Origin of the sequence: Paenibacillus sp. PL91, assembly GCF_012935325.2 — a bacterium.
Classification (GTDB): domain Bacteria; phylum Bacillota; class Bacilli; order Paenibacillales; family Paenibacillaceae; genus Pristimantibacillus.
In genome coordinates this window covers 60,474-82,333 of record NZ_JABBYG020000004.1, presented here as the reverse complement: position 1 = coordinate 82,333, position 21,860 = coordinate 60,474, and the positions used below count along the sequence as shown (strand labels likewise).

Annotated in this window: 20 protein-coding genes and 1 pseudogene; 9 read left to right on the top strand and 12 right to left on the bottom strand. The window is 48.5% G+C overall.

Annotation, left to right across the window (positions count from 1 at the left end; all coding sequences use genetic code 11):
• Positions 1–6: 6 nt before the first annotated feature.
• The 3 genes and pseudogenes from HI950_RS11745 to HI950_RS11735 all read right to left on the bottom strand — a co-directional run bounded on the left by HI950_RS11745 (position 7) and on the right by HI950_RS11735 (position 2,557).
• Positions 7–2,007, bottom strand: coding sequence for a glycoside hydrolase family 43 protein (locus HI950_RS11745; protein WP_317618339.1), 2,001 nt, complete (start codon positions 2,005–2,007; stop codon positions 7–9).
• 163 nt (positions 2,008–2,170) lie between these two features.
• Positions 2,171–2,274, bottom strand: a pseudogene (locus HI950_RS36660) (carbohydrate ABC transporter permease); the annotation flags it as partial.
• Between the two features lie 94 nt (positions 2,275–2,368).
• Entirely contained in the window at positions 2,369–2,557 is a 189-nt protein-coding gene (locus tag HI950_RS11735; RefSeq protein WP_169082550.1) for a response regulator, read from the bottom strand.
• Positions 2,558–2,777: 220 nt separating this feature from the next.
• On the opposite strand from HI950_RS11735, the gene HI950_RS11730 reads away from it, so the two are divergent.
• Positions 2,778–3,935: a family 8 glycosyl hydrolase gene (locus HI950_RS11730; protein WP_169082822.1), complete on the top strand. Its 1,158-nt coding sequence runs from the start codon at positions 2,778–2,780 to the stop codon at positions 3,933–3,935.
• A 291-nt stretch (positions 3,936–4,226) separates the two neighbouring features.
• On the opposite strand, the gene HI950_RS11725 is transcribed toward HI950_RS11730, so the two are convergent.
• The 4 genes from HI950_RS11725 to HI950_RS11710 form a co-directional block, all read right to left on the bottom strand.
• Positions 4,227–5,858 carry a helix-turn-helix domain-containing protein gene (locus tag HI950_RS11725; RefSeq protein ID WP_169082551.1) on the bottom strand — a complete coding sequence of 544 codons (1,632 nt, stop codon included), beginning with the start codon at positions 5,856–5,858 and terminating at the stop codon, positions 4,227–4,229.
• A complete protein-coding gene (locus HI950_RS11720; protein ID WP_223285234.1) occupies positions 5,833–7,602 on the bottom strand; it encodes a sensor histidine kinase in 1,770 nt (589 codons plus the stop codon). The genes HI950_RS11725 and HI950_RS11720 overlap by 26 nt, the downstream gene beginning before the upstream one ends.
• A 70-nt stretch (positions 7,603–7,672) precedes the next feature.
• On the bottom strand, positions 7,673–9,388 hold the full coding sequence (locus HI950_RS11715; RefSeq protein WP_223285233.1) for an extracellular solute-binding protein: 1,716 nt from the start codon (positions 9,386–9,388) through the stop codon (positions 7,673–7,675).
• A gap of 181 nt (positions 9,389–9,569) precedes the next feature.
• Positions 9,570–10,367 (bottom strand): alpha/beta hydrolase, encoded by a 798-nt coding sequence (locus HI950_RS11710; protein ID WP_223285232.1) that lies wholly within the window; start codon positions 10,365–10,367, stop codon positions 9,570–9,572.
• A gap of 108 nt (positions 10,368–10,475) precedes the next feature.
• On the opposite strand from HI950_RS11710, the gene HI950_RS11705 reads away from it, so the two are divergent.
• From HI950_RS11705 to HI950_RS11675, 8 genes are all read left to right on the top strand, one after another.
• Complete coding sequence (locus tag HI950_RS11705; protein ID WP_169082553.1) at positions 10,476–10,667, top strand: hypothetical protein; 192 nt, start codon at positions 10,476–10,478, stop codon at positions 10,665–10,667.
• Positions 10,668–10,682: 15 nt separating this feature from the next.
• On the top strand, positions 10,683–10,808 hold the full coding sequence (locus HI950_RS36385; RefSeq protein ID WP_262985697.1) for a hypothetical protein: 126 nt from the start codon (positions 10,683–10,685) through the stop codon (positions 10,806–10,808).
• 210 nt (positions 10,809–11,018) lie between these two features.
• Positions 11,019–11,921: an AraC family transcriptional regulator gene (locus HI950_RS11700; RefSeq protein ID WP_169082554.1), complete on the top strand. Its 903-nt coding sequence runs from the start codon at positions 11,019–11,021 to the stop codon at positions 11,919–11,921.
• Positions 11,922–11,982: 61 nt separating this feature from the next.
• Positions 11,983–13,530, top strand: coding sequence for a response regulator transcription factor (locus HI950_RS11695; protein WP_169082555.1), 1,548 nt, complete (start codon positions 11,983–11,985; stop codon positions 13,528–13,530).
• Positions 13,531–13,544: 14 nt separating this feature from the next.
• Positions 13,545–15,290 carry a sensor histidine kinase gene (locus HI950_RS11690; protein ID WP_169082556.1) on the top strand — a complete coding sequence of 582 codons (1,746 nt, stop codon included), beginning with the start codon at positions 13,545–13,547 and terminating at the stop codon, positions 15,288–15,290.
• Between the two features lie 123 nt (positions 15,291–15,413).
• Positions 15,414–17,096 (top strand): ABC transporter substrate-binding protein, encoded by a 1,683-nt coding sequence (locus HI950_RS11685; RefSeq protein WP_169082557.1) that lies wholly within the window; start codon positions 15,414–15,416, stop codon positions 17,094–17,096.
• 131 nt (positions 17,097–17,227) lie between these two features.
• Entirely contained in the window at positions 17,228–18,166 is a 939-nt protein-coding gene (locus tag HI950_RS11680; RefSeq protein WP_169082825.1) for an ABC transporter permease, read from the top strand.
• Between the two features lie 52 nt (positions 18,167–18,218).
• A complete protein-coding gene (locus HI950_RS11675) occupies positions 18,219–19,106 on the top strand; it encodes a carbohydrate ABC transporter permease (RefSeq protein ID WP_169082826.1) in 888 nt (295 codons plus the stop codon).
• A 65-nt stretch (positions 19,107–19,171) separates the two neighbouring features.
• Here HI950_RS11675 and HI950_RS11670 read toward each other — a convergent pair whose 3' ends face one another.
• The 5 genes from HI950_RS11670 to HI950_RS11650 all read right to left on the bottom strand — a co-directional run bounded on the left by HI950_RS11670 (position 19,172) and on the right by HI950_RS11650 (position 21,852).
• The gene (locus HI950_RS11670; protein WP_223285231.1) at positions 19,172–19,285 is read right to left on the bottom strand and encodes an RbsD/FucU family protein; all 114 of its coding nucleotides are present in this window, start codon (positions 19,283–19,285) and stop codon (positions 19,172–19,174) included.
• Positions 19,286–19,586: 301 nt separating this feature from the next.
• On the bottom strand, positions 19,587–20,288 hold the full coding sequence (sigK, locus tag HI950_RS11665; RefSeq protein ID WP_053374990.1) for an RNA polymerase sporulation sigma factor SigK: 702 nt from the start codon (positions 20,286–20,288) through the stop codon (positions 19,587–19,589).
• A gap of 203 nt (positions 20,289–20,491) precedes the next feature.
• Positions 20,492–20,899: a VOC family protein gene (locus HI950_RS11660; RefSeq protein ID WP_169082558.1), complete on the bottom strand. Its 408-nt coding sequence runs from the start codon at positions 20,897–20,899 to the stop codon at positions 20,492–20,494.
• Positions 20,900–20,901: 2 nt separating this feature from the next.
• Positions 20,902–21,333 (bottom strand): VOC family protein, encoded by a 432-nt coding sequence (locus HI950_RS11655; RefSeq protein ID WP_169082559.1) that lies wholly within the window; start codon positions 21,331–21,333, stop codon positions 20,902–20,904.
• 36 nt (positions 21,334–21,369) lie between these two features.
• Positions 21,370–21,852 (bottom strand): VOC family protein, encoded by a 483-nt coding sequence (locus HI950_RS11650; RefSeq protein ID WP_169082560.1) that lies wholly within the window; start codon positions 21,850–21,852, stop codon positions 21,370–21,372.
• Positions 21,853–21,860: the final 8 nt, after the last annotated feature.

Sequence of the window (21,860 nt, the reverse complement as noted above, 5' to 3'; positions counted from 1 at the left end):
GCTGCTTTATTTGCCGAACTGCCAGGCATTGAATGTGAACAGTTCCGTATCGTCCTTGCCTTTGAACACGAAGTACAGATCGTGAACGCCTTCGGCGCCTGCGACCGCCGTTTTCACTTCAGTCCAACTTCCAGAGCCGTATGCCTTCGGCACGGCAAGCGAGCCAATCAGGTCACCATCCGGACTGTCTAGCCGAAGCTCGATGACGGCATCGTCGCTTCCTCCTGCTACTGACGCAGAGAACGTGGAAGCTCCCTCGCCAAAGTCCACTGAAGATACCGCCGTCCAATCGCCGTTATGGATACCTGCAATGGCAACCTCTACGACTGCCGTTCCTCTATCGTCCATCTGCAGCGGCAGCGCATCTATGCCCGCGCTCCATGCAAGCGTCTCCGCCTCCACGCGAACGAATGGATTAAGCTTATTCAGCTGCGGAACGCCCTTTAAGTCGGCTTCGATTTCTTGAATTGCACCGTCCTCGCTGAAGCTTACTTTGTTCAGATGCGTCGAACGATAGCCTTTCGGAACGCCCATCGCCTTGGACAACGTTTGTGCATGATAGGCGATATACCACTCGCTATGGAACTGGAACATCGCATGGTGATTATTGCCGCCAACGCCGAAGAAGTGGCCGGGATTTTTGAGAATCGTTCCTTGGTACGCCCACGGGCCCATCGGATGATCGCTCGTCATGTAGGCGATTTCGCCAGCCGGCGGACTTCCCTCCGGACGAGCACCCCCGTAGAAGTTCGAGCAATACGTATAATAATAAGTGCCGCCAACTTTATTGATGCCGGCATCCTCGAACATGAACGGCGCTGGAATAACGGCCGCTTCCCCGATAACGCTGATCATATCTTCGCCAAGCTGCATAACGCGCGCCGTATCCGGCTTCTCATCCTTGCCCTCAGGAACGCCTCCGCCGAAATAAATATAGGCCTTGCCGTCGTCATCGACCAATACAGCAGGATCGAACAGCCAGGTCACGCCCTCTGCAGCCGGCGCCGATCTTGAAATAAGCGGCTTGCCGATTGGATCGATCCAAGGTCCGGTCGGGCTGTCGCTCGTTAGCACGCCAATGCCGCTGGCGTTATTTGCAAAGTACAGGAAGAACTTGTCCTTGCCGTCAATCACCTTATGAGCCGCTGCCGGCGCCCAGGATTGCGTCGCCCACTTCGCTTCGCCTTCTCGACCAGCCACTACGATGAAGCCATGGTCCGTCCAGTTCATCAAATCCGAGGAGGAAACGATAGACAGCCGGTTGATTGACCCGTATGTGTTATCCTTCACTTCGCCGGCCTCGTCGTACTCCAGCACGTCGTATGTGCTGTAGATATAGACGCGGTCATTGTAGACGATCGCGTAAGGATCGGCGCCAAATTTATGCGAAACGATCGGATTTCCGTTCTGAGGAAGCTTGCCGATCGCGCTTGCGGGCGGTTCATAGCTCATCGCGGAGGATGCTCCGCTAACGTCATACGCCTTGCTTTTATGATCGGATTCCACGATTTCCAGGCTGCTTACTTTCAACTCTTCTTTCATTCTCACAATCAACTCCCGTTTTTGTTTTAATGTAATTGTTGCCAGCTCTTTGCTGCCATCCAGGTTGGCAAATGAAATTACCGAGCCGTCGTCATTGCCGATTCGAAGTTCCATACCACCCTTTACAGGCTGGAACGCGACGGCTGCCACCGGTATGTTGCTCGGGTTCGGAACGATTGCATCAACCTCGAATGCGGCTGGAATGTTCAGCAGCGCGCGAATTTGAACAACTTCTGCCCCATCTGGGAAGTCGTCCATCAATAATTTCACTTCATAGGTCGTATCCTTCTTCTTGCTTAACTCTACCGTCCCTTCCTTCAGATAAGCCGACAACGCAACAGGTGTCGGCTTGGGTTTTGATTCGTTCAGGCCATCCTGCGATTGGTAGATGAGAAAAATGGCCGCGGCAGCCGCGGCCAGCGCTGCGACGAACCCGATACGCCTTCTATATGTCAGCAGGCTCACCTCTTTCCCTATTACTGAACATAGTAAGGTCAACCAGAGCCAGGAACAACCTGCCTATCTCTTAGTCATTACCCGTCAAGTTCTAGGTTTCAGTGCGCAGCAACAGCTCAGGCACCCATCTGGGGTGCTTGAGCTCAGCGTCATTTGCAGTTGGACTATACACTCAGCCTTTGACGCCGCCGACTATCATGCCTTGACAAAGTACTTTTGCAAGACCGGATATACAATGATAACCGGCACGGAAGCGATGATCGTCTTCGTTGCCCGACCAGCTGCCGCACCGAATCCCGAATACTTGCCCGCCGCTCTTCCTTCGATGGCTGTTTCTTATCGCTCCATGGGTGAACATTGCTCAGCTCGATCAGCGTGTACGTGAAAGTTCGAGATCCAAATGCCGTCTCATGCTCCATCCAATCCTCCGCTGCGGCACCTGCGGATTCCCAATGACAAATTCCGTATCGAGCATCTCCTCATCTGCCGCCTGAATTAAGGAAAGACCGTCCAGAACGGGCATCCGAATGACCAAATCGGAATTTTTACCCCGGATCATCGCCGTCCTCTCCGTTGTCAGCCTCGCCTATCACTTGATAGCCGTTTCCTTCCCAATCCTATAAAGCCTTTGCCAAAATATATTTCGTCGTCGACAATGATTACGCTATGCATGCAGGTAACCCTCTCTCTTCGAAAAATCGGAAACGCTATAGTTTTCAAAGTAAACGCTTTAATTTCTTAACTAACGAACATGCTATGATGGGCATAAATGATTGACAATGGAGGTTACGACCGTGTCTGAAGTGAAAAAAGGAGCTTTCCACACAGCCAAGTACAGGAATCTGTTCAAGGAGCTCGGATATTCCGAACAGGAAATACACGCCAGACTCGAGCAGGCATGGGACGAATTGTTTTATGGCCACGCTGACTTGCGAATCTATTATCCTTTGGGTGACGATAAAGGTTATCTCCTAGATACAGGCAATTCGGACGTTCGATCCGAAGGCATGTCCTACGGCATGATGATGGCCGTGCAAATGAACAAGAAGGGAGAATTCGACCGTCTCTGGAATTATGCGAAGACGTTCATGCAGCATAAGGAAGGCCGCTACCAGCACTATTTCGCTTGGCACTGCAAGCCTGACGGTACCCGCATCTCCCAGGGGCCGGCACCGGACGGGGAAGAGTTTTTCGCCATGGCTCTGATCTTCGCCTCGAATCGCTGGGGTGACGGGCCGGAGCCGTTCGACTATTCCGACCAAGCGAGGACGATTTTGCGCGCATGCGTGCATCAAGGAGAGAACGGCGAAGGCGATCCGATGTGGGATCCTGCTACCAAGCTGATTAAGTTCATACCGGAATCGCCGTTCAGCGACCCTTCTTATCATCTGCCGCATTTCTACGACTTGTTCGCGCTTCATGCGGACGAGCAGGATAGACGCTTCTGGAGGGAAGCCGCCTCGGCAAGCCGCGCTTATTTGCAAACCGCCTGCCATCCCGTAACGGGACTCTCGCCCGAATACGCGAACTATGACGGGACGCCTGCCGTACCCCAGCCGCACGGCGACTACCGGCATTTCTTCAGTGACGCTTACCGCGTTGCGGCGAACATCGGTCTTGATTATGAATGGTTCCGCAAGGATCCGTGGCAAGTCGAACAGTCGAATCGTATCCAAGCGTTCTTCCGCGATATCGACGTATCCGATTATCGCCGTTACACGATCGACGGGAAGGCATTCGAAGAACCTTCGCTGCATCCGGTCGGGCTTCTGGCGACGAATGCGATGGCATCGCTTTCCGCGGACGGTCCGGAGGCCGCTCATTTTGTCCATTTGTTCTGGAACACCCCCTTGCGTACCGGCGTTCGGCGTTATTACGACAATTGCCTGTACTTCTTCAGCCTGCTGGCATTAAGCGGCAATTACCGCATTTATTAATCGACTGCGCGATAATAAACAGAAGCGGCGATCGTCTCCCTTGCTAACTCGAGGGAGACGATCGCCGCTTTCTTCATCGGACAACATGTTTTTTCTCCGTATTGCGATGCTCATAATCGCTCCCCCTCTCTGTTACATTAATTTATCGTCTCCACGGTATGTTCACGATCTGTCAAATTCTGTGTATTCACCCCCACAATTCCAGTTTTTGCATCTATGCGGCTGAGCAGAATACAATAAAAAAAAGCGAAAGTATAAGTATCGTGCTTATACTTTCGCTTTATTAATATGTTAGATGACGCTAAGAGAATCGCGGTACTCCTGGGGCGTCATGCCTGTTACCTTCTTGAAGAAACGTGTAAACGAATGGGCCGCTTCATACCCGACCGACACGGCGACCTCCCTGACCTTCAGATCGTTGTCACGCAGAAGTTTTTTCGCCCTTCTGGCTCGGCAAGTGTCGATATATTCGGATAGATTAATGCCTCGTTCCTGTTTGAAGAAGCGCGATAGATAGGAAGGATTGAAGTAATGAATTTCAGCCAGTCGTACTAAGGATAAATCTTCGCTAAGATGCTCGTCGATATACTGGCTGATCCGGTCGATCACTTGCGAGGTTCTATCCCGCTCGTCGCTCTGCTTGTAGCGGAAGATCGCTTCCGCCGTTTGCTTCAAATAGGCAAATCCATCCTTCATAGAAGCATGACAATCGAGTCGCATCAGCTTCCCGTGATCGTCGAGGCGATTTTGGAGTCCCAGACGGTTCAAGCAAGAATAAAGCATCAGGGCAACGGAATAGTACGCTTCAATCGATCGCTGCGCATGCTCGTTATATTGCAGCGCAGCCCTCGAAAACTGATCCCAATCCGCATGGAACTCGTCCGCTCGGCCCGCTTCCAAATGCGCTGCCATGATCTCCGCCTTGCGGCTCGGTACGAATGCTTCTTTACCGCCGAAGCCGTCCATGTTCTCGTCGCGATCCCGCAAAATCATGGAAATGCCGTCGCCGATCTTCAACTGCTGCAGCTGGCGCAGCCTTTCATATTGCTGCGTGACTGCCATCCAATCGCAGCTTGCACCGCTTATTGTCAACGTAATCTCTAATCCGAGAGACGTCAGGCACGCTTCCTGGACAAGCTCGAGCACTCCCTCCATATAGCGGATAAAGTCTCCGCTTTGTTTCCCGCTTGCCTCTCTGGACGGCTGAATAAACCACATCAGGTCGTCATGCCTATCAACGATGCCAATACTATCGGCGTGATCCATCAGATAGGAATCCCATACCGTTCTCGCTGAAACAAGGAGCTTGTTTCTCTCCGTATACGTCATCCCAGTTGGGTACGATAGACGAGCAAGCACCAGCATTACGGGATTCATCGGATTCAAACCAATATTCAGATGGCCAAATTCCTCGATGACTCGTCCTTGCTCTGCGCAGAGAGCGGCGCTCTCTTGCAGCAGCTGCCTCATGTAATCCCCTTGCGCCATAAATTCATAGGCATACTTCTGCTCGCGTGATTGCTCCAGCAGCATGCTCTCGAGATTGCTGCGCTGAATGTCGAGCAATGCGCCCCGTATAGCCTCCGTCACTTTCGCATAGCCTTCCGTCTTGAGCAAATAACGGACGTCCGGCAGCTGGAAAGCTCTGTAGGCATAATCAAATTCGCTATGGCCGGTAAGAAAAATAACTTTGCACCTCGGCCAATACATCAAAATTTCTTCAGACAATTCCAAACCGTTCTTACCCGGCATTGCGATATCGGTCAAGACGATATCGATGCGCGTTCGTGCCATCCAATTCAACGCTTCCTTGGCCGAATAAGCTTTGCATACGTCCAATTGATCCGGCATGAGATTGCTTAACACTTCATAGAGGCCGTCTGTAATAATTTCCTCGTCATCGACGATCAACAATCGGTGCATCTCCATCCGCCTCCTTTGGATTTATCCGTATTTCGACTCGCAAGCCATTCAACTTGCTTCTGGATAAAAATAAACCGCTGCCTTCTCCGTACGTCAGCATAATCCGGCGATGAATATTAATGATGCCTGTCATTTCATGCGCTTCGCCGTTGTTCGTCGTTTGGTCGTTTAACGTTTGAATGGCAGCGTCGTCAATCTGACTTCCGTTGTCCTCGACGACGATCAACCAATCCGACTCATCCCTCTCGAACGAGACGCGAAGAAAACCCTCCTCCGACATTTTCTCGAGACTATGCTCGTATGCATTCTCGATGATCGGTTGAACAATAAGCCTTGGTACGCGAATACGCTCCATTTCCTTCGGAAGTTCGTCGAATTGCACACTGATGCGTCTTGAGAACCGAAGCTTCTGGATCTCGGTATACATCCTGGCATGCTTGATTTCTTCGGATAAGTAGACGTTATCTTCCCCGTTGCGCGTAATGAACCTAAAATATTCGCCGAGCATATTGGTGAACAGCTCGATACGCTCCGTATCGCCCGTCTTGGCAAGCGAATTGAGTATGAAGAAGCTGTTATATAGAAAGTGAGGGTTAATCTGGGACTGCAGCTGCTTCAGCTCAGCCTTCTGCATCATGAGCTTCTGCTTGAAATCCTGGTCAATCAGCAACTGCAGTTTGTTCAGCATCTGATTGAATCGATCGTACAAATAACCGAATTCATCTTTATTCTCGTGTTCAATCTGGATATCCAGCGTCCCGCCTTCCATTCTGCGGAAGCTCTGAACAAGCAGCAGCAGCGGCCGATGAACGAGCCGGTAAGTCGAGAGCGAGTAGACGACGATCGCAAGAATCGAGGTTGCCGTGAAGAGCCATGCCCACTTATTGAACTTGTTAAGAGGCCTCTTCACCGTTTCCTCCGGCAAATAAGTCACGACCGCAAGGCCCAATTCAGACGATTTCGCTTTGTCGATATGGTAGGTTCGTCCATCTGCTTTTAATTGCATCGTACGTTCTTCCGAAAGCTGCAGCGTTTGCAAATATTCGTTCAGAATATGGGGTGATTTATCGCTGCCGAGCAGGGTGAAATCCGCATCTTCAGCGATAAGGAATGAGCCGCTCTCGGGATAAACGCTCAGCTGGTTTAGCGATTCCTTCAGCTTCGCCGTATCAAGCTCGATCTGAACGATGTAAAGCGGCTCTTCTCCCTTCTTCCCACCGTACTTGGAAGCGCTAAGATGAAGCGAATCGCCCTGTCTGATCAGACGTTTTGCCCCGCTTCTTTCCGACAAAGCCCGAATTTGGTCATACCTTCCTTGTTCAAGATCGTGAACAGCATTGCCGAACGATAGCGTTTTGCCAATCGAGGGGATATGAACGTATATATCCTTCATATAAGCGCTGCTGTTCCTAATGGAAGTGAGCCGATGAATCAAATAATCCATGCTTTCCTTCTTCTCGACGCTGTCCATCATATCCCATGTTACCGCGACCTTCGTAAGCTCTCCCTCCTGCAGCATATCGAACTGCTGGACCTCCAGCCATTCTACCTCGCGGTTCATGTCTTCCAAATACGATGAGAGCTGCGCCAAGGTGTTCCTCGAAATGTCCTGGCTCGCGTTGGTGTAGCTCCAGTTATACAAATAAACGCCAAGAATAATGATAGGCAAAATCACTACGAGATGCATGATGACAAGCCTAAGAAACAAGGCGTGGCGCATGGAATTGACCGGTATTTTAAGCAATCTTACACAACCCCTCGAAAGAGCTTTGTCCATGGAGCGAATACGTGAGGATCGCGATCGAAGCTCACGCTTACTGCGTCTTTCGGCCCTTCTCCGCATGCCAATCGTTGACCTCGCTCGTCATTTCCGTCCCACCCAGTCGATGCCATTCCTCGACGAAACGGTCAAATTCCTCGATAGGTCTTCCGAGAATAATGTTCATGAACGTTTTGTTTTTCAACTCGTCCAAAATCGATTGCTTCTCGATGATCGCTTCCGTCGGAACGCCTACGAAGCTCTCGAATAACAGTTGATTGTTTTTTTCGTATTTTCTAAATATTGAGTACGCCCCCTTCGGGCCATAGGTACGTTCCCAGCCCCATCCCGTAATGTCGTTTCTAGTCCGATAGGCATCGATGTTTTTTTGAATCGCTTTGGCTTCATCATGGAGCACGGCTTCGTCTTCCGTGATCCGGAACTCCTCTAATTGGAGAAATGCCTCGTAATTTTTGCGCAAAGGGGCGGGAGTAACGGGCGAGAGCTGCCACGCCGGATATGGGGTACTATAGTACGTTTCGTATTCGGCCGTAACGCCCCAATTTTTCTCCAGATGCAAATTGATCATCTTTACGATCGCTTCCGGATGCTGAACGCCCTTCTTGACGGCCAAAAATTGCGTAGTCGCAAATCGGAGCGGCACCTTGGACAGCTCACCTGTGGCCGACACAATCGGGTACGGCTGCCAATCCGCATCTGAGTCTTTCTCATAGCTCGATTGAACAACGAAGGACCCCCATTGTTCGCCGTACATGATGCCGATTTTCCCTTCAGCGATCAGCGCCTTTTCTTTGCGGCCGTCCTTCAGAGCGAATTCCGGATCGATCTGTCCGTCGCGGTACATTCGCTGAAGCACCGCGAGCGCCTGCTTCACTTCAGGCTGTACAGCTCCATTCACGAGTTTGCCGGTATCATCCTCGAGCCAAATATTCGGATAAGCTCCGTAGCCCGCCATAAAGTCTAACGCACCCATGACGGGATCCCACAAATATTGCGTCAGCGCCAGCCCATACGTGTCATCCTTGCCGTTCCCGTCGGGATCGTTTTCTGTAAACGCTTTCGAAATAGCGAGCAGGTCATTTATCGTCTTCGGAGGCTTAAGATTAAGCCGATCCAGCCAATCGGTTCGTATCCACAAAAATTGGGCGCCTTCGATCGATGCCGATGTTTCCGGAATGGCCATCAGCTTTCCGTCTATAGTTGCCGCTTCGAACGGTCCAGTTCCTTCCTGGCTCAGTACGTCCTTGGTGAACGGTGCCGCATAGTGTTCATACACGTCGCTCAAATTCTGAATTAATCCTTCGTTGGCCAACTGCCGAAGTTGCTGTGCATTCACTCTTACGATATCGGGAATGTTGCCCGATGCCAACGCCGAGCCTAATTTCTGATGATAGAGATCATCTTTGGCAGTCCATTCGTACTTTACCCGAATGCCCAGCACATCCTCGTAGAGCCGGTCCCAACGATTATCCTCGAGAGTCTCTCCCGGAAAATTGCTGATCAAGTCGGTGAAATCTTCATTTACATTCCGTACGAGCGAAATCTCTATCGGAGGATTATATTTGGCTAGGCCTGGGTCCGAATAGATCGCTTCTTCCGCACCCCTCTTATCCAGCTCATCAGTTGGACGCTGGTCCTCGCATGCCGCCAGTGTCTGCACTAACATTGATACGGCAAGCATTATTGCAGCCTTGCTCCCAATTCGCTTCCGCACGATGACAACCCCATTTCTCGGCAACGAAATATTCATGAATAATTATTATTCTCCCTGATTATTCACGTAAAAATCAAGATGCAATTATTGATAATGTTATCGAATCTTTACTTTTTACAAAAAAAAGCAGCCAAACTCGTCGGCTGCCTTAATTGATTCCATTCATCTTGTGTTCTTGCTTTAGATTAGATCAGACTTTTGCAGCAGCCGCTGCACGTTATCTAAAAATAAGTTGGGAAAAATGGTATAAATCGTTTTTCCAAACCGGCCAATCGTGGCCGCCGCTCTCCTCGTACCAAATATGGGGCACATTGTTCCTCTCCAAATAGGCATGTGTCCGGTCACTGACATGCTTAAGATTGTCCAGAAGCCCGCATGACAGCCAGAGCATTCTGAGCTTAGCCGCCGCTTCTTCGGGATTCGGGACAAGCAATACGGGTTCCTTCGTGTTAGGTGCGGAGGAAAAAACCCCAATCCAAGCAAATTGATCTAGATTGCCTAATCCGATATTGAGCGATTGTCCTCCTCCCATCGATAAACCGGCCAGAGCACGGTTCTCTCTCCCCGTCAGAACCGTATAGTTCGATTCCACATAAGGGATGAGATCATGAAGCAAATCGGATTCGAAATTCTCGAACGCCTTTAATTTATCCGCGTCGAATAAATTCCCCTCCGCCCGGTCGTTCTGCATTGCACGGCCGTTAGGTAGGACCACAATCATGGGCGCAAGCTTGCAGTCTGCATACAAATTATCAAGAATCACTTGCGGCCCCGCATGATTGTACCATTCCGCCTCGTCCCCGCCGATACCGTGCAATAAATAAAGAACGTTATAACCCCTTTGACCATCAGAATAACCTGGAGGGATGTAAATCATCGTTTTGCGCTTGCATCCCACCGTCATAGAGAAATATTCAACCGTTTCTATTTTGCCGCGGGCAATATCTTCCCTGTACTGGTCATACCCTGGCGGAACGGCACGTCTTAGTGAATCATGGTTAATCGGACTCATCATATTTCCTTCCCCTTCCTGTTTACACCTGCTTAACTGCCAAACAGTATAAACTTTCCATACTGAACAAACAACCTGCCAATTAATACTGACTGCGCTGATCTCCTGGGATTGCGAATACAACAGCTTATCGACGGAGCTTTGCAATTTCGCTTGCATGTTCTGGAAGGCAAGATTCAGCGCCTCGATTTCGTTTATACCGCTGTCGACATGGCGCTTCGGTTGAACCGTGCCGTTCAGATCGATTTTTTTATGGAGGAATGCAATCTGGCAATCGGCCTCGTTATTTTTTGCGCAGTATAATAAGAGAACAGTAGAGTGAAGAAGAGTATCGCCAAGGTAAGCGCAGCGGCCGTTACAGTGAACTGCCTCATAGATTCGAACAGCTCCTTCTTCGAGATCACGACCGCCAGCAACCAGCCCGTCTCTTCAGACCATTGGTAAAAGACCAGCTTTCTTCTTCTCCCCGCTTAACAGCATCCTTCGTCCGTCTAGATCAGCAGAGCCTCCGGCAGCTGCTTGTAATTCACGATTGGCATTCCATTCCTTCGCGCTATGCAATTCCCTTCAATTATAATGATATTGATTATATAAATTAACTTATAACTCAATTTTGCTTATAATTAACTCAATATTGATAGGGGGTGAATATCTTTGCTGGAATACCGTCTCCTGGAAAAAGTAACGCACGGATCCTCTGACTTTCCGTTCGCCGTCTACAACGTAGATTACCTTTCGGGAAATCAGTCTATCCTTCCGTTGCATTGGCACGAGGAAATCGAGTTGATCTATATCCGAGTGGGACAGGCCGTATTCTCCGTGAGCCATGTGGAGATCCCCGTGCAGGCTGGCGATTGTCTGATCGTCAATTCGGGAGAGCCCCACAGCGGCTATAGTGATTCCGCATCCGGATGCTCCTATACCGCTATCGTATTCAAGCTGTCGTGGCTATCCGCCCTGCATCCCGATTTCTGTCAGGAGAAGTTCTTGAATCCGCTTCTTCGTGGAGAACTTATGTTCCCTTCCCTGTTGACGCGACGGCGAGTGCTGGATCAGCTAGGGATCGACCGAATCGAGGATCTGCTCGCGGAATACCGAAACGAACACGGCGGATTTCAGCTTGGCGTCAAGGGACGGCTTTATATGCTTCTCGCGGCCCTCTACTCACATTTGATTCCAAAGCAGCTATACGAACGCGCCAATCCGTTAAACACGCACAAATGGAAGAACCTGCTTCAAGTGCTGGAGTACATCGACGAAAACTACAAGTCTCCGCTCACGCTTGACGATCTGGCGTCCATCGGCTCTATTTCGCCGTCCCATCTGTGCCGGCTATTCAAGGAGCTGACGGACATGAGGCCGCTGGAATATATTAATCTGCTCCGAGTTAACAGCGCCGCACTCATGATCCAATCCGGCTCATGCAGCATGCTGGAAGCGGCGCTTGAGAACGGCTTTCAGCATCTAAGCTACTTCTCAAAGCAATTCAAGAAATACAAGGGGATGTCGCCTTCGGCTTTCAAACGCCTGCAAGGGAGAGCTTCATTCCCAAACTGACCGAAATAAATGTCTTAGTAGATTTCTCGGAGGAGGAAAAATCATTTACAAGGTGCTGATCGTGGATGACGAAATTTTTGTGCGCAAGGGGTTAATAAGTCTGATGGATTGGTCGTCGCTGCAATTTGAAATCTGTGGCGAAGCGGAAAACGGGGAGCTAGCACTGGACCTTATCGAACAACTGACCCCGGACCTAGTCATTGTGGATATACGCATGCCCGTGCTAGACGGTCTGGAGCTAATCCAGAAGGTGAAAGCGGAGGGCGAGCATCAACCGCTGTTTATTATCTTAAGCGGGTACCCCGATTTCTCTTATGCTCAGCAAGCCTTCCGTTACAATGTGTCGGATTATATCCTGAAGCCGGTTGATGAACAGGAGTTTACATCTACCTTAAAAAAAATAGCCAATACGCTGAATCAAAAGCAGCTCTTATCGATAACGAGAGAAAAGCCTCTTATCGAAACCGTCATCGAAAGCTTGCTGCAGACCGAACCAAGCGAGCAGGTGATGGCGCGGATTGCCCATGCGTTGGAGCTTCCACTCTCCTCTTCCTATACGTATATCATTGCAGAAATACAGGATAGGCTGCCTCAAGGGGTAATCGACTATCTTCCCGCACTGCAAACATCGCTCCAGCAATATTTTCATCATGAGGGGCAACCTCTGCTCATTCATGTACGCGCGTACAATCAATATGGCTTTATTGTGCCTAAGTTATGGCTGGACGAGCAAAGCGAGGCAGAGCGGACGAACTACGCCAAGCTGCTTGATATGCTGGAAACGGAGCTTGCAACGACGATAGCTTTGTTTATAGGCCATACGGCAAGCCATTTAAAACAGATCGCTCATTCCGGAATCAGTGCCGCGGAATGCTTGAATTATCGTTTTGCCGCCGGCTTTAACAGCATCTTTATGGCATCGGACCTGCTGGAGCTGCCCTTATATTATTTTGATGTGGATGAAGACCTGCACAGCAAGCTCATTTATGAGATTGAAGCGGATCGAAAGGAAGGTTATAACTCCGCTATTGATGCCATTTTTATTGCCTTTCAGGAGCGGCATTTCGCTTCAGGTGCAGTTACGAATACAATAAGGCGAATTATGATTGCTATCATCAATATCATCCGGCAGCTGGAAGGAAACGAAAAAGATCTGCAATGGTTGGACGAGTTGCTCAATTGGCAGATGAAATACCGCAATTTGAAGCAGCTAAGGTATGTTTTCTTGCAATTTATAGAAGAAGCGGCTAAATATATCGCGGAAAAGCGAGGCGAAAAGAACGAGGGCAGTATTGAAAAGGTGAAAAAATATATCGACAGCCACTACAAAGAAAACATCTATCTGAAAGGGATTGCTGCCGAATTTCATATGAATCCGGTCTACCTCGGACAGTTGTTTCGCAAAAATTACGGCGTCTATTTCAATGAGTATGTGCTGTCGCTTCGCATCGAAGAGGCGAAGCGGCTGCTGCGGCAATCTAAAAAACGCATGTACGAAATCGCGGAATTGGTAGGCTTTCAAAATGCCGATTATTTTGCTGCCCAGTTTGAAAAGCTGGAGAGCATGACGCCAACGGATTATCGCAATAAGATGATCGGTAAAAAATAAGGAGGCTCCCCCTCGTGCTCAACTTTCGTTTTCATCATTTGAAGCTCCGAAACAAGCTGGTCTTCATCTATATTGCATGCGTGTTCGTACCGATCGTACTGACTAACGTGATGTTCTATCATGTGACAACCATTAACATAAAAAATCAGAAAACGGCAGATGCGGAACAATCGATAAATCTATTGAAAGCCGAATTAGGGGCAGTCATTGAAGATGCAGCAGGTATTTCCTATCTGTATTCTATTAACAAGCAGCTCAACTACCATTTAAACATCGTCCATGCGTCTCATGACCACTATGTGGAGTCGCTGAATGCCATTTCGAATCTGTTCAATCGAGCCGACAAGGAATACAAAACCATTAGCTCCGTTGTCATTATGAGTGACAATCCGACGATACTGGCCTCGAGCCATATCATCAGACTCGAGGACGAGATGCGGAACACCGATTGGTATCATCAAATCAAAAATTTCAATAACACGTATCCCTATTTGTATGTGACGTCCGACAGTATCAGCGTTATTCAAAAGCTATCCGATCGCCGGACCGAGACGTATGAGCATGTTATGAAAATCGACTTGAATATGAATTATATTTCTCAAATCCTTGATTTATCCAGCTTTAAGGGGGATTTTTACTTTCTGGATCCGTCTTATCAAGCTCGTTACGGCCGTCTGTCCAGCGGTCAACCAAGTGATCAGATCACAACAGGGCGGACACTAAGCCTCGATGATATACCCATGCCGGATAAGTCAATCGTCATCAGCAACCAATATCATAATAATCGCTATTTGGGAGACTGGACGGTATACGGGGTCTTGGATGAAGAGAAAATTTTGTATGATGTCAGACAATCAGGGCAGTTTATCCTTTGGTTTGCAGGGATTAATTTCCTTGTGCCTACGATCGTGATCGTGATTGTTTCCCGCTCGATCCATACACGCATTCAAAAAATCCTAAAACACATGAAGTCCGTAAAAGGCAAAAACTTCGAACGTATTCCTTATCATCGGGAAAGGGACGAGGTTGGCGAGCTTGCAGTGGAGTTCAACCGCATGAGCGAGCGGATCGAGAACCTGATCAATGATGTGTATGAAACGGAGATACAGAAGAAAGAGCTGGAGCTGAGCCAAAGACAAGCCCAACTACATGCGCTACACAGTCAGATCAACCCTCACTTTTTATTCAATGCGCTGGAGACGATCCGAATGCGAAGTCAGATGAAGGGTGAGATACAGACGGCCAAGACGATTCAGAACATGGCAAGAATCTTTCGTAAATCGATTATTTGGAAACGGAGCTTCGTTACGATTCGCGAGGAGCTTGAGTTGATGGAAAGCTTTCTGGAAATTCAGAAGTACCGTTTTGACAGTAAACTGGAGTATCATATCGAAGTGGATCAATCCCTTCTGGATATTGAAATTCCAAAGATGACCTTTTTGCCGTTTGTTGAAAATGCAAGCATTCATGGCATCGAGAATGTGCCGGGCATTGGGTATATTACGATTCAAATCGCGCAAGAACATGGTCAGATTGTCTTCCTCATTGCGGACAATGGGGTGGGCATGGATCAGGAGAAGATACGGGAGCTTCATCATTACCTCCATGAGGAAGCTATCATGGGCGATTCCATCGGAATGAAAAATGTCATTACTCGCCTGAAAATATGCTATGGTGATTCGTTCACCTTCACGATTGACAGTGATCCGGGAGTGGGATCACGGATCATGCTGCGTCTACCGCTGGACAAAAAAAAATGATCCCTCGCAACAAGTTCTTAATTATTCAAAGACCGATCTAAGGTTTGCTATATAACAATCAGAAACACTATCTTCTATACTGAAAGTGCTTACAATACTTTGATAGAGAAAGGGGATACAGCAATGCGCAAGAAAAAATGGCTGCAATACAGCCTGTCCGTTCTAACGGCTGCGACAATCCTCCTTGCTGGCTGCTCAAATAATAATCCAGCAGGAAGCAACACAGAAGCAGGCGGAACGAACGGAGAGGTCAGTACAGACCCGGTAAGATACGATTACTTCGCCTTCGGTACGAATAAAGACGTAATTGCCAGCAACACGACCATCGGCAAAATTCTCCAGGATCAGACAGGTGTCGATTGGAAGATGGAGTATGTTGTAGGGGACGCTAGCACAAAGTCCGGTGTCATGATTGCCGGCGGCGATTATCCCGATGTGATCTCTCCGGTAGGCGAGCTTTCTAAGCTCTTGGATGCAGGCGCGTTCATCCCGCTCAACGATCTGATCGAGAAGTACGGTCCTAACATCAAGCGTGTCTACGGCGACTATATGGACAAGATTACGCATGAGGACGGCAACATCTATATTCTTCCTTTCACTGCCAATGTTAACGGCTATTTGATGGAGCCGGACGCGTCAAGTACTTTTTGGATGCAGCGCCGCGTGCTGAAAGAATTCGGATATCCGGAAGTGAAAACGCTTGATCAATATTTTGATCTTATCGAGCAGTATCAAGCCAAATACCCTTCTGTGGACGGAAAAGGCACGATTGGCTTCCTTACGTTCGCCGGCACCCCTGGTGAGTTTTTCACCATAACCAATCAGCCGATGCATCTTGCCGGATATCCGAACGACGGCAACGTCCTGGTTGACATGGAGACCCATGAAGCCAAGCTTTATATGGGCACCGAATATGAGAAACGCTGGCTTGCCTCATTAAACGAGATGAACCGGAAAAGCTTGCTTGATCCGGAGACCTTTACCGCTAACAAAGACCAGTACCTCGCTAAGCTTACGTCCGGCCGCGTGCTGGGATATGCCAACTACTCCTGGCAGATTGGAGATGCGACCAACAATCTGAAAGCGGCGGGCAATGACGACCTTCGTTATGTGGCGCTTCCCATTGTCTTTGACGAAAGCATCACGGATGCCTATATCGATCCTCCCTCCTTCGTCAACAACCGCGGGCTCGGAATTACCGTGAGCGCTGAGGATCCGGTACGCATCATTAAATATTGGGATAACATGCTGACAGAAGAAAATCAGAAGCTCATTCAATGGGGTGAGAAAGATGTCACCTATTCGGTAAATGAAGAAGGCCGTTTCGTCATGAACGAGGAGCAATTAGCCAACCGCAACGACAATGAATTCAAACGCAAGTATGGCTGGGCGTATTTCGATTATGAGTGGCCGCGTTACGGCAACAACTCGGTGTACGAGGACGGCAACGCTCATGTGCCCACCAGTCAGCCGGAAGTAGCGGCGGTCAATTACACGGAGGGTGATCTAGCCTTGCTAAAAGCCTACGGTCTGAAGACCTTCTCCGGTTTCTATTCCGAACCGGTTGAGCGCCCCTGGTACCCTGCCTGGAGCATCGAGAAAGAACAAGGCTCTCCTGAACAGATCTTCAATCAGAAAGCAGGAGATCTCCAGCAGAAATACTATCCAAAAATGGTGTTTGCTTCCGAAGCAGCCTTCGAATCCACTTGGAATGAGTATATTGCAGAGTTCAACAAGCTGGGTGCTGCCGGTTTCGAGAAATTCATTACCACTAAGGTGAAGGAGCGTGTCGCAGGAAATTGGTAGGCGGCAGCTTCTGAATCATAATAATGAACCGGGAAAGGTGAAGTCACTTCACTTTTCCCTTCTACACTTGTTAGAGAGATACAGTTTTAGACGGAAGGGAGACAGATCGGGTGGAGAAACATGCAGTACAGATGGCAAGATCGACTTCTAAAGATTCGCGCCTGAGCACCTTATTCAAAACATTGTCTAATCAAAAAATGCTGATGCTGATGTCTTTGCCATTTCTCGTCTGGGTCATCATATTTAAGTATGTTCCGCTCTGGGGATGGACGATTGCTTTTCAAAAATTCAGATTGGCAAGGGATCTTTTTGATCAGACCTGGATCGGATTGGATAACTTCAGGTCTTTGTTCCAGGAACAACAGTTTTATCTAGTCCTGCGCAATACGCTCGTTATGAGCTCTATCAATCTGGTGCTTGGGTTTGCAACGGCCATCGGGCTGGCACTGCTGCTGAATGAACTGCGTAAGGTCTACTTTAAGCGGGCGGTGCAGACGATCAGCTACTTGCCGCATTTTATTTCATGGGTAGTAGCTGCAAATATCGTGCAAACAGCACTGGCGCCCGAAGGTATAGTCAATGTGTTGCTGCTCCGAATGCAGCTCATCGATCATCCTATTTTGTGGTTGGGGATAGGCGAATATTTCTGGGGGATTCTCGGAGTAACGGAAGTATGGAAGAATGTCGGCTGGAACACCATCATTTACTTGGCCGCCATCACGACGATTGACCCTACACAGTATGAAGCAGCAGAAATGGATGGCGCCTCACGCCTTCAACGGATGTGGCATGTTACGCTTCCAGGCATGAAGACGGTCATAATCATTTTGCTGATTATGAATCTGGGTCATATTCTGGAGTCCGGGTTCGAAGCGCAATACTTGCTTGGCAATGGTATCAATGTTGAATTTTCGGAAAATCTGGATATATTCGTCTTGAAATACGGCATGCAAATGAATAACTTTGGCTTGGCGACCGCAGCCGGAATGTTTAAAACCGTGGTCAGCTTCATCTTCCTCATCGCCGCCAACAACCTCGCCAAACGGATGGGCGAAAGCAGATTGTACTAAATGAAAGGAGGCTAAGGCTGTGGAACAAGCCAAATCAGCTCGAAACTCTTCGATGGGCGATAAAATTTTCGATGTTTGTAACATTATTTTTATGATTATCCTGGTCATTTTGACCCTGTACCCCTTCTTGAATATGTTTGCTTTGTCGTTTAACGATGCGAATGATTCGATTCGAGGCAGCGTTTATATTTGGCCACGCGAATGGACTCTGAGAAATTTTGAATATGTGTTTAGCGAGTCCAATGTGTTTTATGCGACCTTCATCTCCGCTGCGCGGACGATCATCGGCACGATCGTCTCCGTGTTTTGTACGGCGATGCTGGCTTATACGATCAGCCGCCCTGAATATGCATTGAAGAAATTTGTAGCTATTACCTTCATTTTTACGATGTATTTCAGCGGTGGCTTGATTCCGAGCTACCTGCTGACCAAAGAGCTTGGATTGTTAAACAACTTCTGGGTATACATTATCCCGGGCATTATCGGCGTTTTCAATATGATTGTTATCCGTTCCTTCATTGAAGGTTTGCCGGAAGGCATCATGGAATCGGCTAAAATCGATGGCGCCGGAGACTTTACTACATTTACGCGCATAGTGCTTCCGCTTACCGTTCCGGCTCTTGCTACGGTGTCTCTGTTCGTAGCGGTATCCCAGTGGAACTCCTGGTTTGACGTATTCTTGTACAACTCTTCCCGGCCTGATCTAAGTACCTTGCAGTATGAACTGATGAAGGTGTTGTCCACATCAAGTGCTACGACAAGTTCAGGCGGCTCGGCGGCTGATGCCTTTGCTAATGCGCAGGGCAATGTAACGATGGTTACGCCAACATCGGTTCGCGCAACGATGACGATCGTAGCCAGTGTGCCGATTATTATGGTCTATCCGTTTCTACAGAAGTATTTTGTCAAAGGGATGGTCGTTGGCGGGGTAAAAGGCTAAAGCAAAACGGCTATTCAAAGAGGCTCAATCTTTCGAGATTGGGCCTTTTATATAGCCAGCGAGCACTAGTATCGCACGACGCCTTTTTTCAGGATCACATTGGCGAACAGCGACTTTTCGCCTGTAGCGCCAATCGCGTACGCGGTCTTGAGCCCATTCTTATTAAAGATTAAAACCATGCGGACTACTGCCCATGGCGGCCTTCAATAGAGCTAGCTAAGGTGCAGTCTGACTTGCAGTATAGAAAACGTGATAATGGAATGTATAACTTGTACGTGTTGTTTTGAGAGTCATTATTTTCTAAATAGGCGGTTAGTTTCGGCTTATCTTGATAGTAATGGCTTTCTTCTTGTATACATGCAATAGCATTACTCTGTGGCAATAAATGTAATTGAGCGCACGTCCCAACTCCATTTATGAGGAGTACTTCTCATAACAAAAGGCCGCTCCTACTGGAGCAGCCCTGTAACATTCCCTATTCTATCTCTTCGCTTTATAAAACTCATGATAAAGCTTCATAAGCGCCCTTTTCTCAATCCGCGACACATAGCTCCGGCTAATCCCCAATTCCTTCGCAATCTCCCGCTGCGTCCGCTCATCCCCGCCATGCTCCAGCCCAAAGCGGCCGATAACGACTTCCTTCTCGCGGTCATCGAGTATATCCAAATTCTTATATATTTTGCTCTTCTCAATCTTTAGCTGCACCTTATCGACGATATCATCCGCCTCAGTGCCGAGGATATCAATCAACGTAATCTCGTTGCCTTCCTTGTCCGTGCCGATCGGATCATGCAAAGAAACGTCCTTCCGAGTCTTCTTCAAAGACCGGAGATGCATAAGTATTTCATTCTCGATACAACGAGCTGCAAATGTAGCGAGCTTCGTTCCTTTACCGGTTTGAAAGCTCTCGATCGCCTTGATCAATCCAATCGTCCCGATCGAGATCAAATCCTCGAGATCCTCCCCAGTATTGTCGAATTTTTTCACTATGTGAGCGACTAAGCGGAGATTGTGCTCAATGAGCAGGTTACGGGAACGCTGATTGCCTTCGGCCATCAGCTGCAGGTGTTTGGTTTCCTCCTCCTCTTGAAGAGGCTGGGGAAAAGCATTGTTTTTGACATAAGAGACGAGCAATGAAAGCTGCTTAATGAATAGCGCTATCGCTGAGAACAATCCAGGCATTGTACCGTACACCCCCACGTTGTATTACCTCAGCTCGGAATCCCCTTCGGCTTTTCCGATCCGGGCGAACATTGAAGTCTGTTCTTTATTGTATGTGGGTAGCTGCCTAGAAGTGCATGTACGCTGAGCGCAGGAGAGAATTTAACTGCTTCTTAACCGTTCCTTCCCCATGCCTAATTGAGCATCCATTCCACTACTAGCCTTTAACTGTTTCTTTGTAGTGAGCGTGGATGCAGCTGCATGAATTCGATCGGGAAGCCGTCAGGGTCCTTTGTCCAGCATTGGTAATTGTTGTCTTTGCCCCGCTTCGGTTCAATGTCCAGCTTGACGCCATGCGTCTTGAGGTGATTAGCCATTTCATATATATCGTCGACCTCAAAGCAAATATGCGCCGAGCCGGCATTTTTCGGATGGTGAACATAATTGCGCTTGCCGCCATAGAACAGTTCAATGAATTGGCCGTCTGCTACCATCAAATAATTGATCCACGGATTGCCTTCATCATCATCGAGGTCAAAAGCTTTTTCAAAGCCCAATACGTCGCAATAAAACTGCAGCGATCTCTCCATATCCGATACAACAAACGCCACGTGGGCATTGCCTTTCAACATTGTTATACCCCCTTCCTCAAGCTGCTTCTGGCATGCGGTGAATCCGGATGGATCTGAACGAACTCCACTGCGTTGCCATCGGGATCATGAATCCAGCAATTATAGTTCAAGTCCTTGCCATGCCCCGGCTGGTCGCCTTTCATAAGCCCGTTCGCATGAAAATGCTTGGCAAGCTCCTCGATATTATCCGTTTCAAAGCAGAAGTGATGATACCCAATAAGATCAGGCGCATATCTATTTTCCGGCACTTTGACTCCATCATAAAATAATTCCAAAAACTGTCCGTCCGACACCTTTAAATAAACAATCCAAGGCTTATCGTTATCATCATGAATCTCAAATGCTTTGGTTAACCCCGCAATATTGCAGTAAAAATGCAGAGACTTTTCCATGTCCGTCACACGTATCGCGTTATGCGCAATTCCTTTAATCATATGAGCGCTCCTTCTGTTCACATTAGTTGTAATTCTTTAAATGCTTCGTTTCGGGCCGAGCTCCTGAATCCCCAAGGTAACGCCAAGCACTTGTTCCGAGTCAAAATAACTGTAGCGCCCTGAACCGTACTCTCCCTTATGAATAAGCGGAAGCCCTTGCTGCTCTAAAAAGTCGATATGCTGCTCGAAGCCTTTTACTGTAAAGGTGATAAAATGTACGCCCTGCCCATGCTTCTGTTTAAATTCGCTCCATGGACTTGGCTCGTCAAGCGGCTCCAACAGCTCAATGGTTACCGGACCCATCTGCAAATTGGCAAATTTCGTCCGCGTATCTCGGCGTTTTCCACGGTACCAAGTATAAGAGTCATCGGTTTGATCAGACGGCGGATCATCCAGCGTTGGCACCTGAATTTCCGGCATTGGCAGGTTGAATAAAGCACAGTAACGTTCCGCCGCTTCTTCTATGTTATCAACGATGAGCCCGATTTTCGTCAGATTTGCATTCTCCACGTGGTTCATACAACTGC

Coding starts and splice junctions, on each gene's coding strand:
- HI950_RS11735 (WP_169082550.1), bottom strand. CDS start 2,557: ATGATCCGGGGTAAAAATTCCGATTTGGTCATTCGGATGCCCGTTCTG.
- HI950_RS11730 (WP_169082822.1), top strand. CDS start 2,778: ATGGAGGTTACGACCGTGTCTGAAGTGAAAAAAGGAGCTTTCCACACA.
- HI950_RS11725 (WP_169082551.1), bottom strand. CDS start 5,858: ATGCACCGATTGTTGATCGTCGATGACGAGGAAATTATTACAGACGGC.
- HI950_RS11715 (WP_223285233.1), bottom strand. CDS start 9,388: ATGAATATTTCGTTGCCGAGAAATGGGGTTGTCATCGTGCGGAAGCGA.
- HI950_RS11710 (WP_223285232.1), bottom strand. CDS start 10,367: ATGATGAGTCCGATTAACCATGATTCACTAAGACGTGCCGTTCCGCCA.
- HI950_RS11685 (WP_169082557.1), top strand. CDS start 15,414: ATGCGCAAGAAAAAATGGCTGCAATACAGCCTGTCCGTTCTAACGGCT.
- HI950_RS11680 (WP_169082825.1), top strand. CDS start 17,228: ATGGCAAGATCGACTTCTAAAGATTCGCGCCTGAGCACCTTATTCAAA.
- HI950_RS11675 (WP_169082826.1), top strand. CDS start 18,219: ATGGGCGATAAAATTTTCGATGTTTGTAACATTATTTTTATGATTATC.
- HI950_RS11670 (WP_223285231.1), bottom strand. CDS start 19,285: ATGGTTTTAATCTTTAATAAGAATGGGCTCAAGACCGCGTACGCGATT.
- sigK (WP_053374990.1), bottom strand. CDS start 20,288: ATGCCTGGATTGTTCTCAGCGATAGCGCTATTCATTAAGCAGCTTTCA.
- HI950_RS11660 (WP_169082558.1), bottom strand. CDS start 20,899: ATGTTGAAAGGCAATGCCCACGTGGCGTTTGTTGTATCGGATATGGAG.
- HI950_RS11655 (WP_169082559.1), bottom strand. CDS start 21,333: ATGATTAAAGGAATTGCGCATAACGCGATACGTGTGACGGACATGGAA.
- HI950_RS11650 (WP_169082560.1), bottom strand. CDS start 21,852: ATGAACCACGTGGAGAATGCAAATCTGACGAAAATCGGGCTCATCGTT.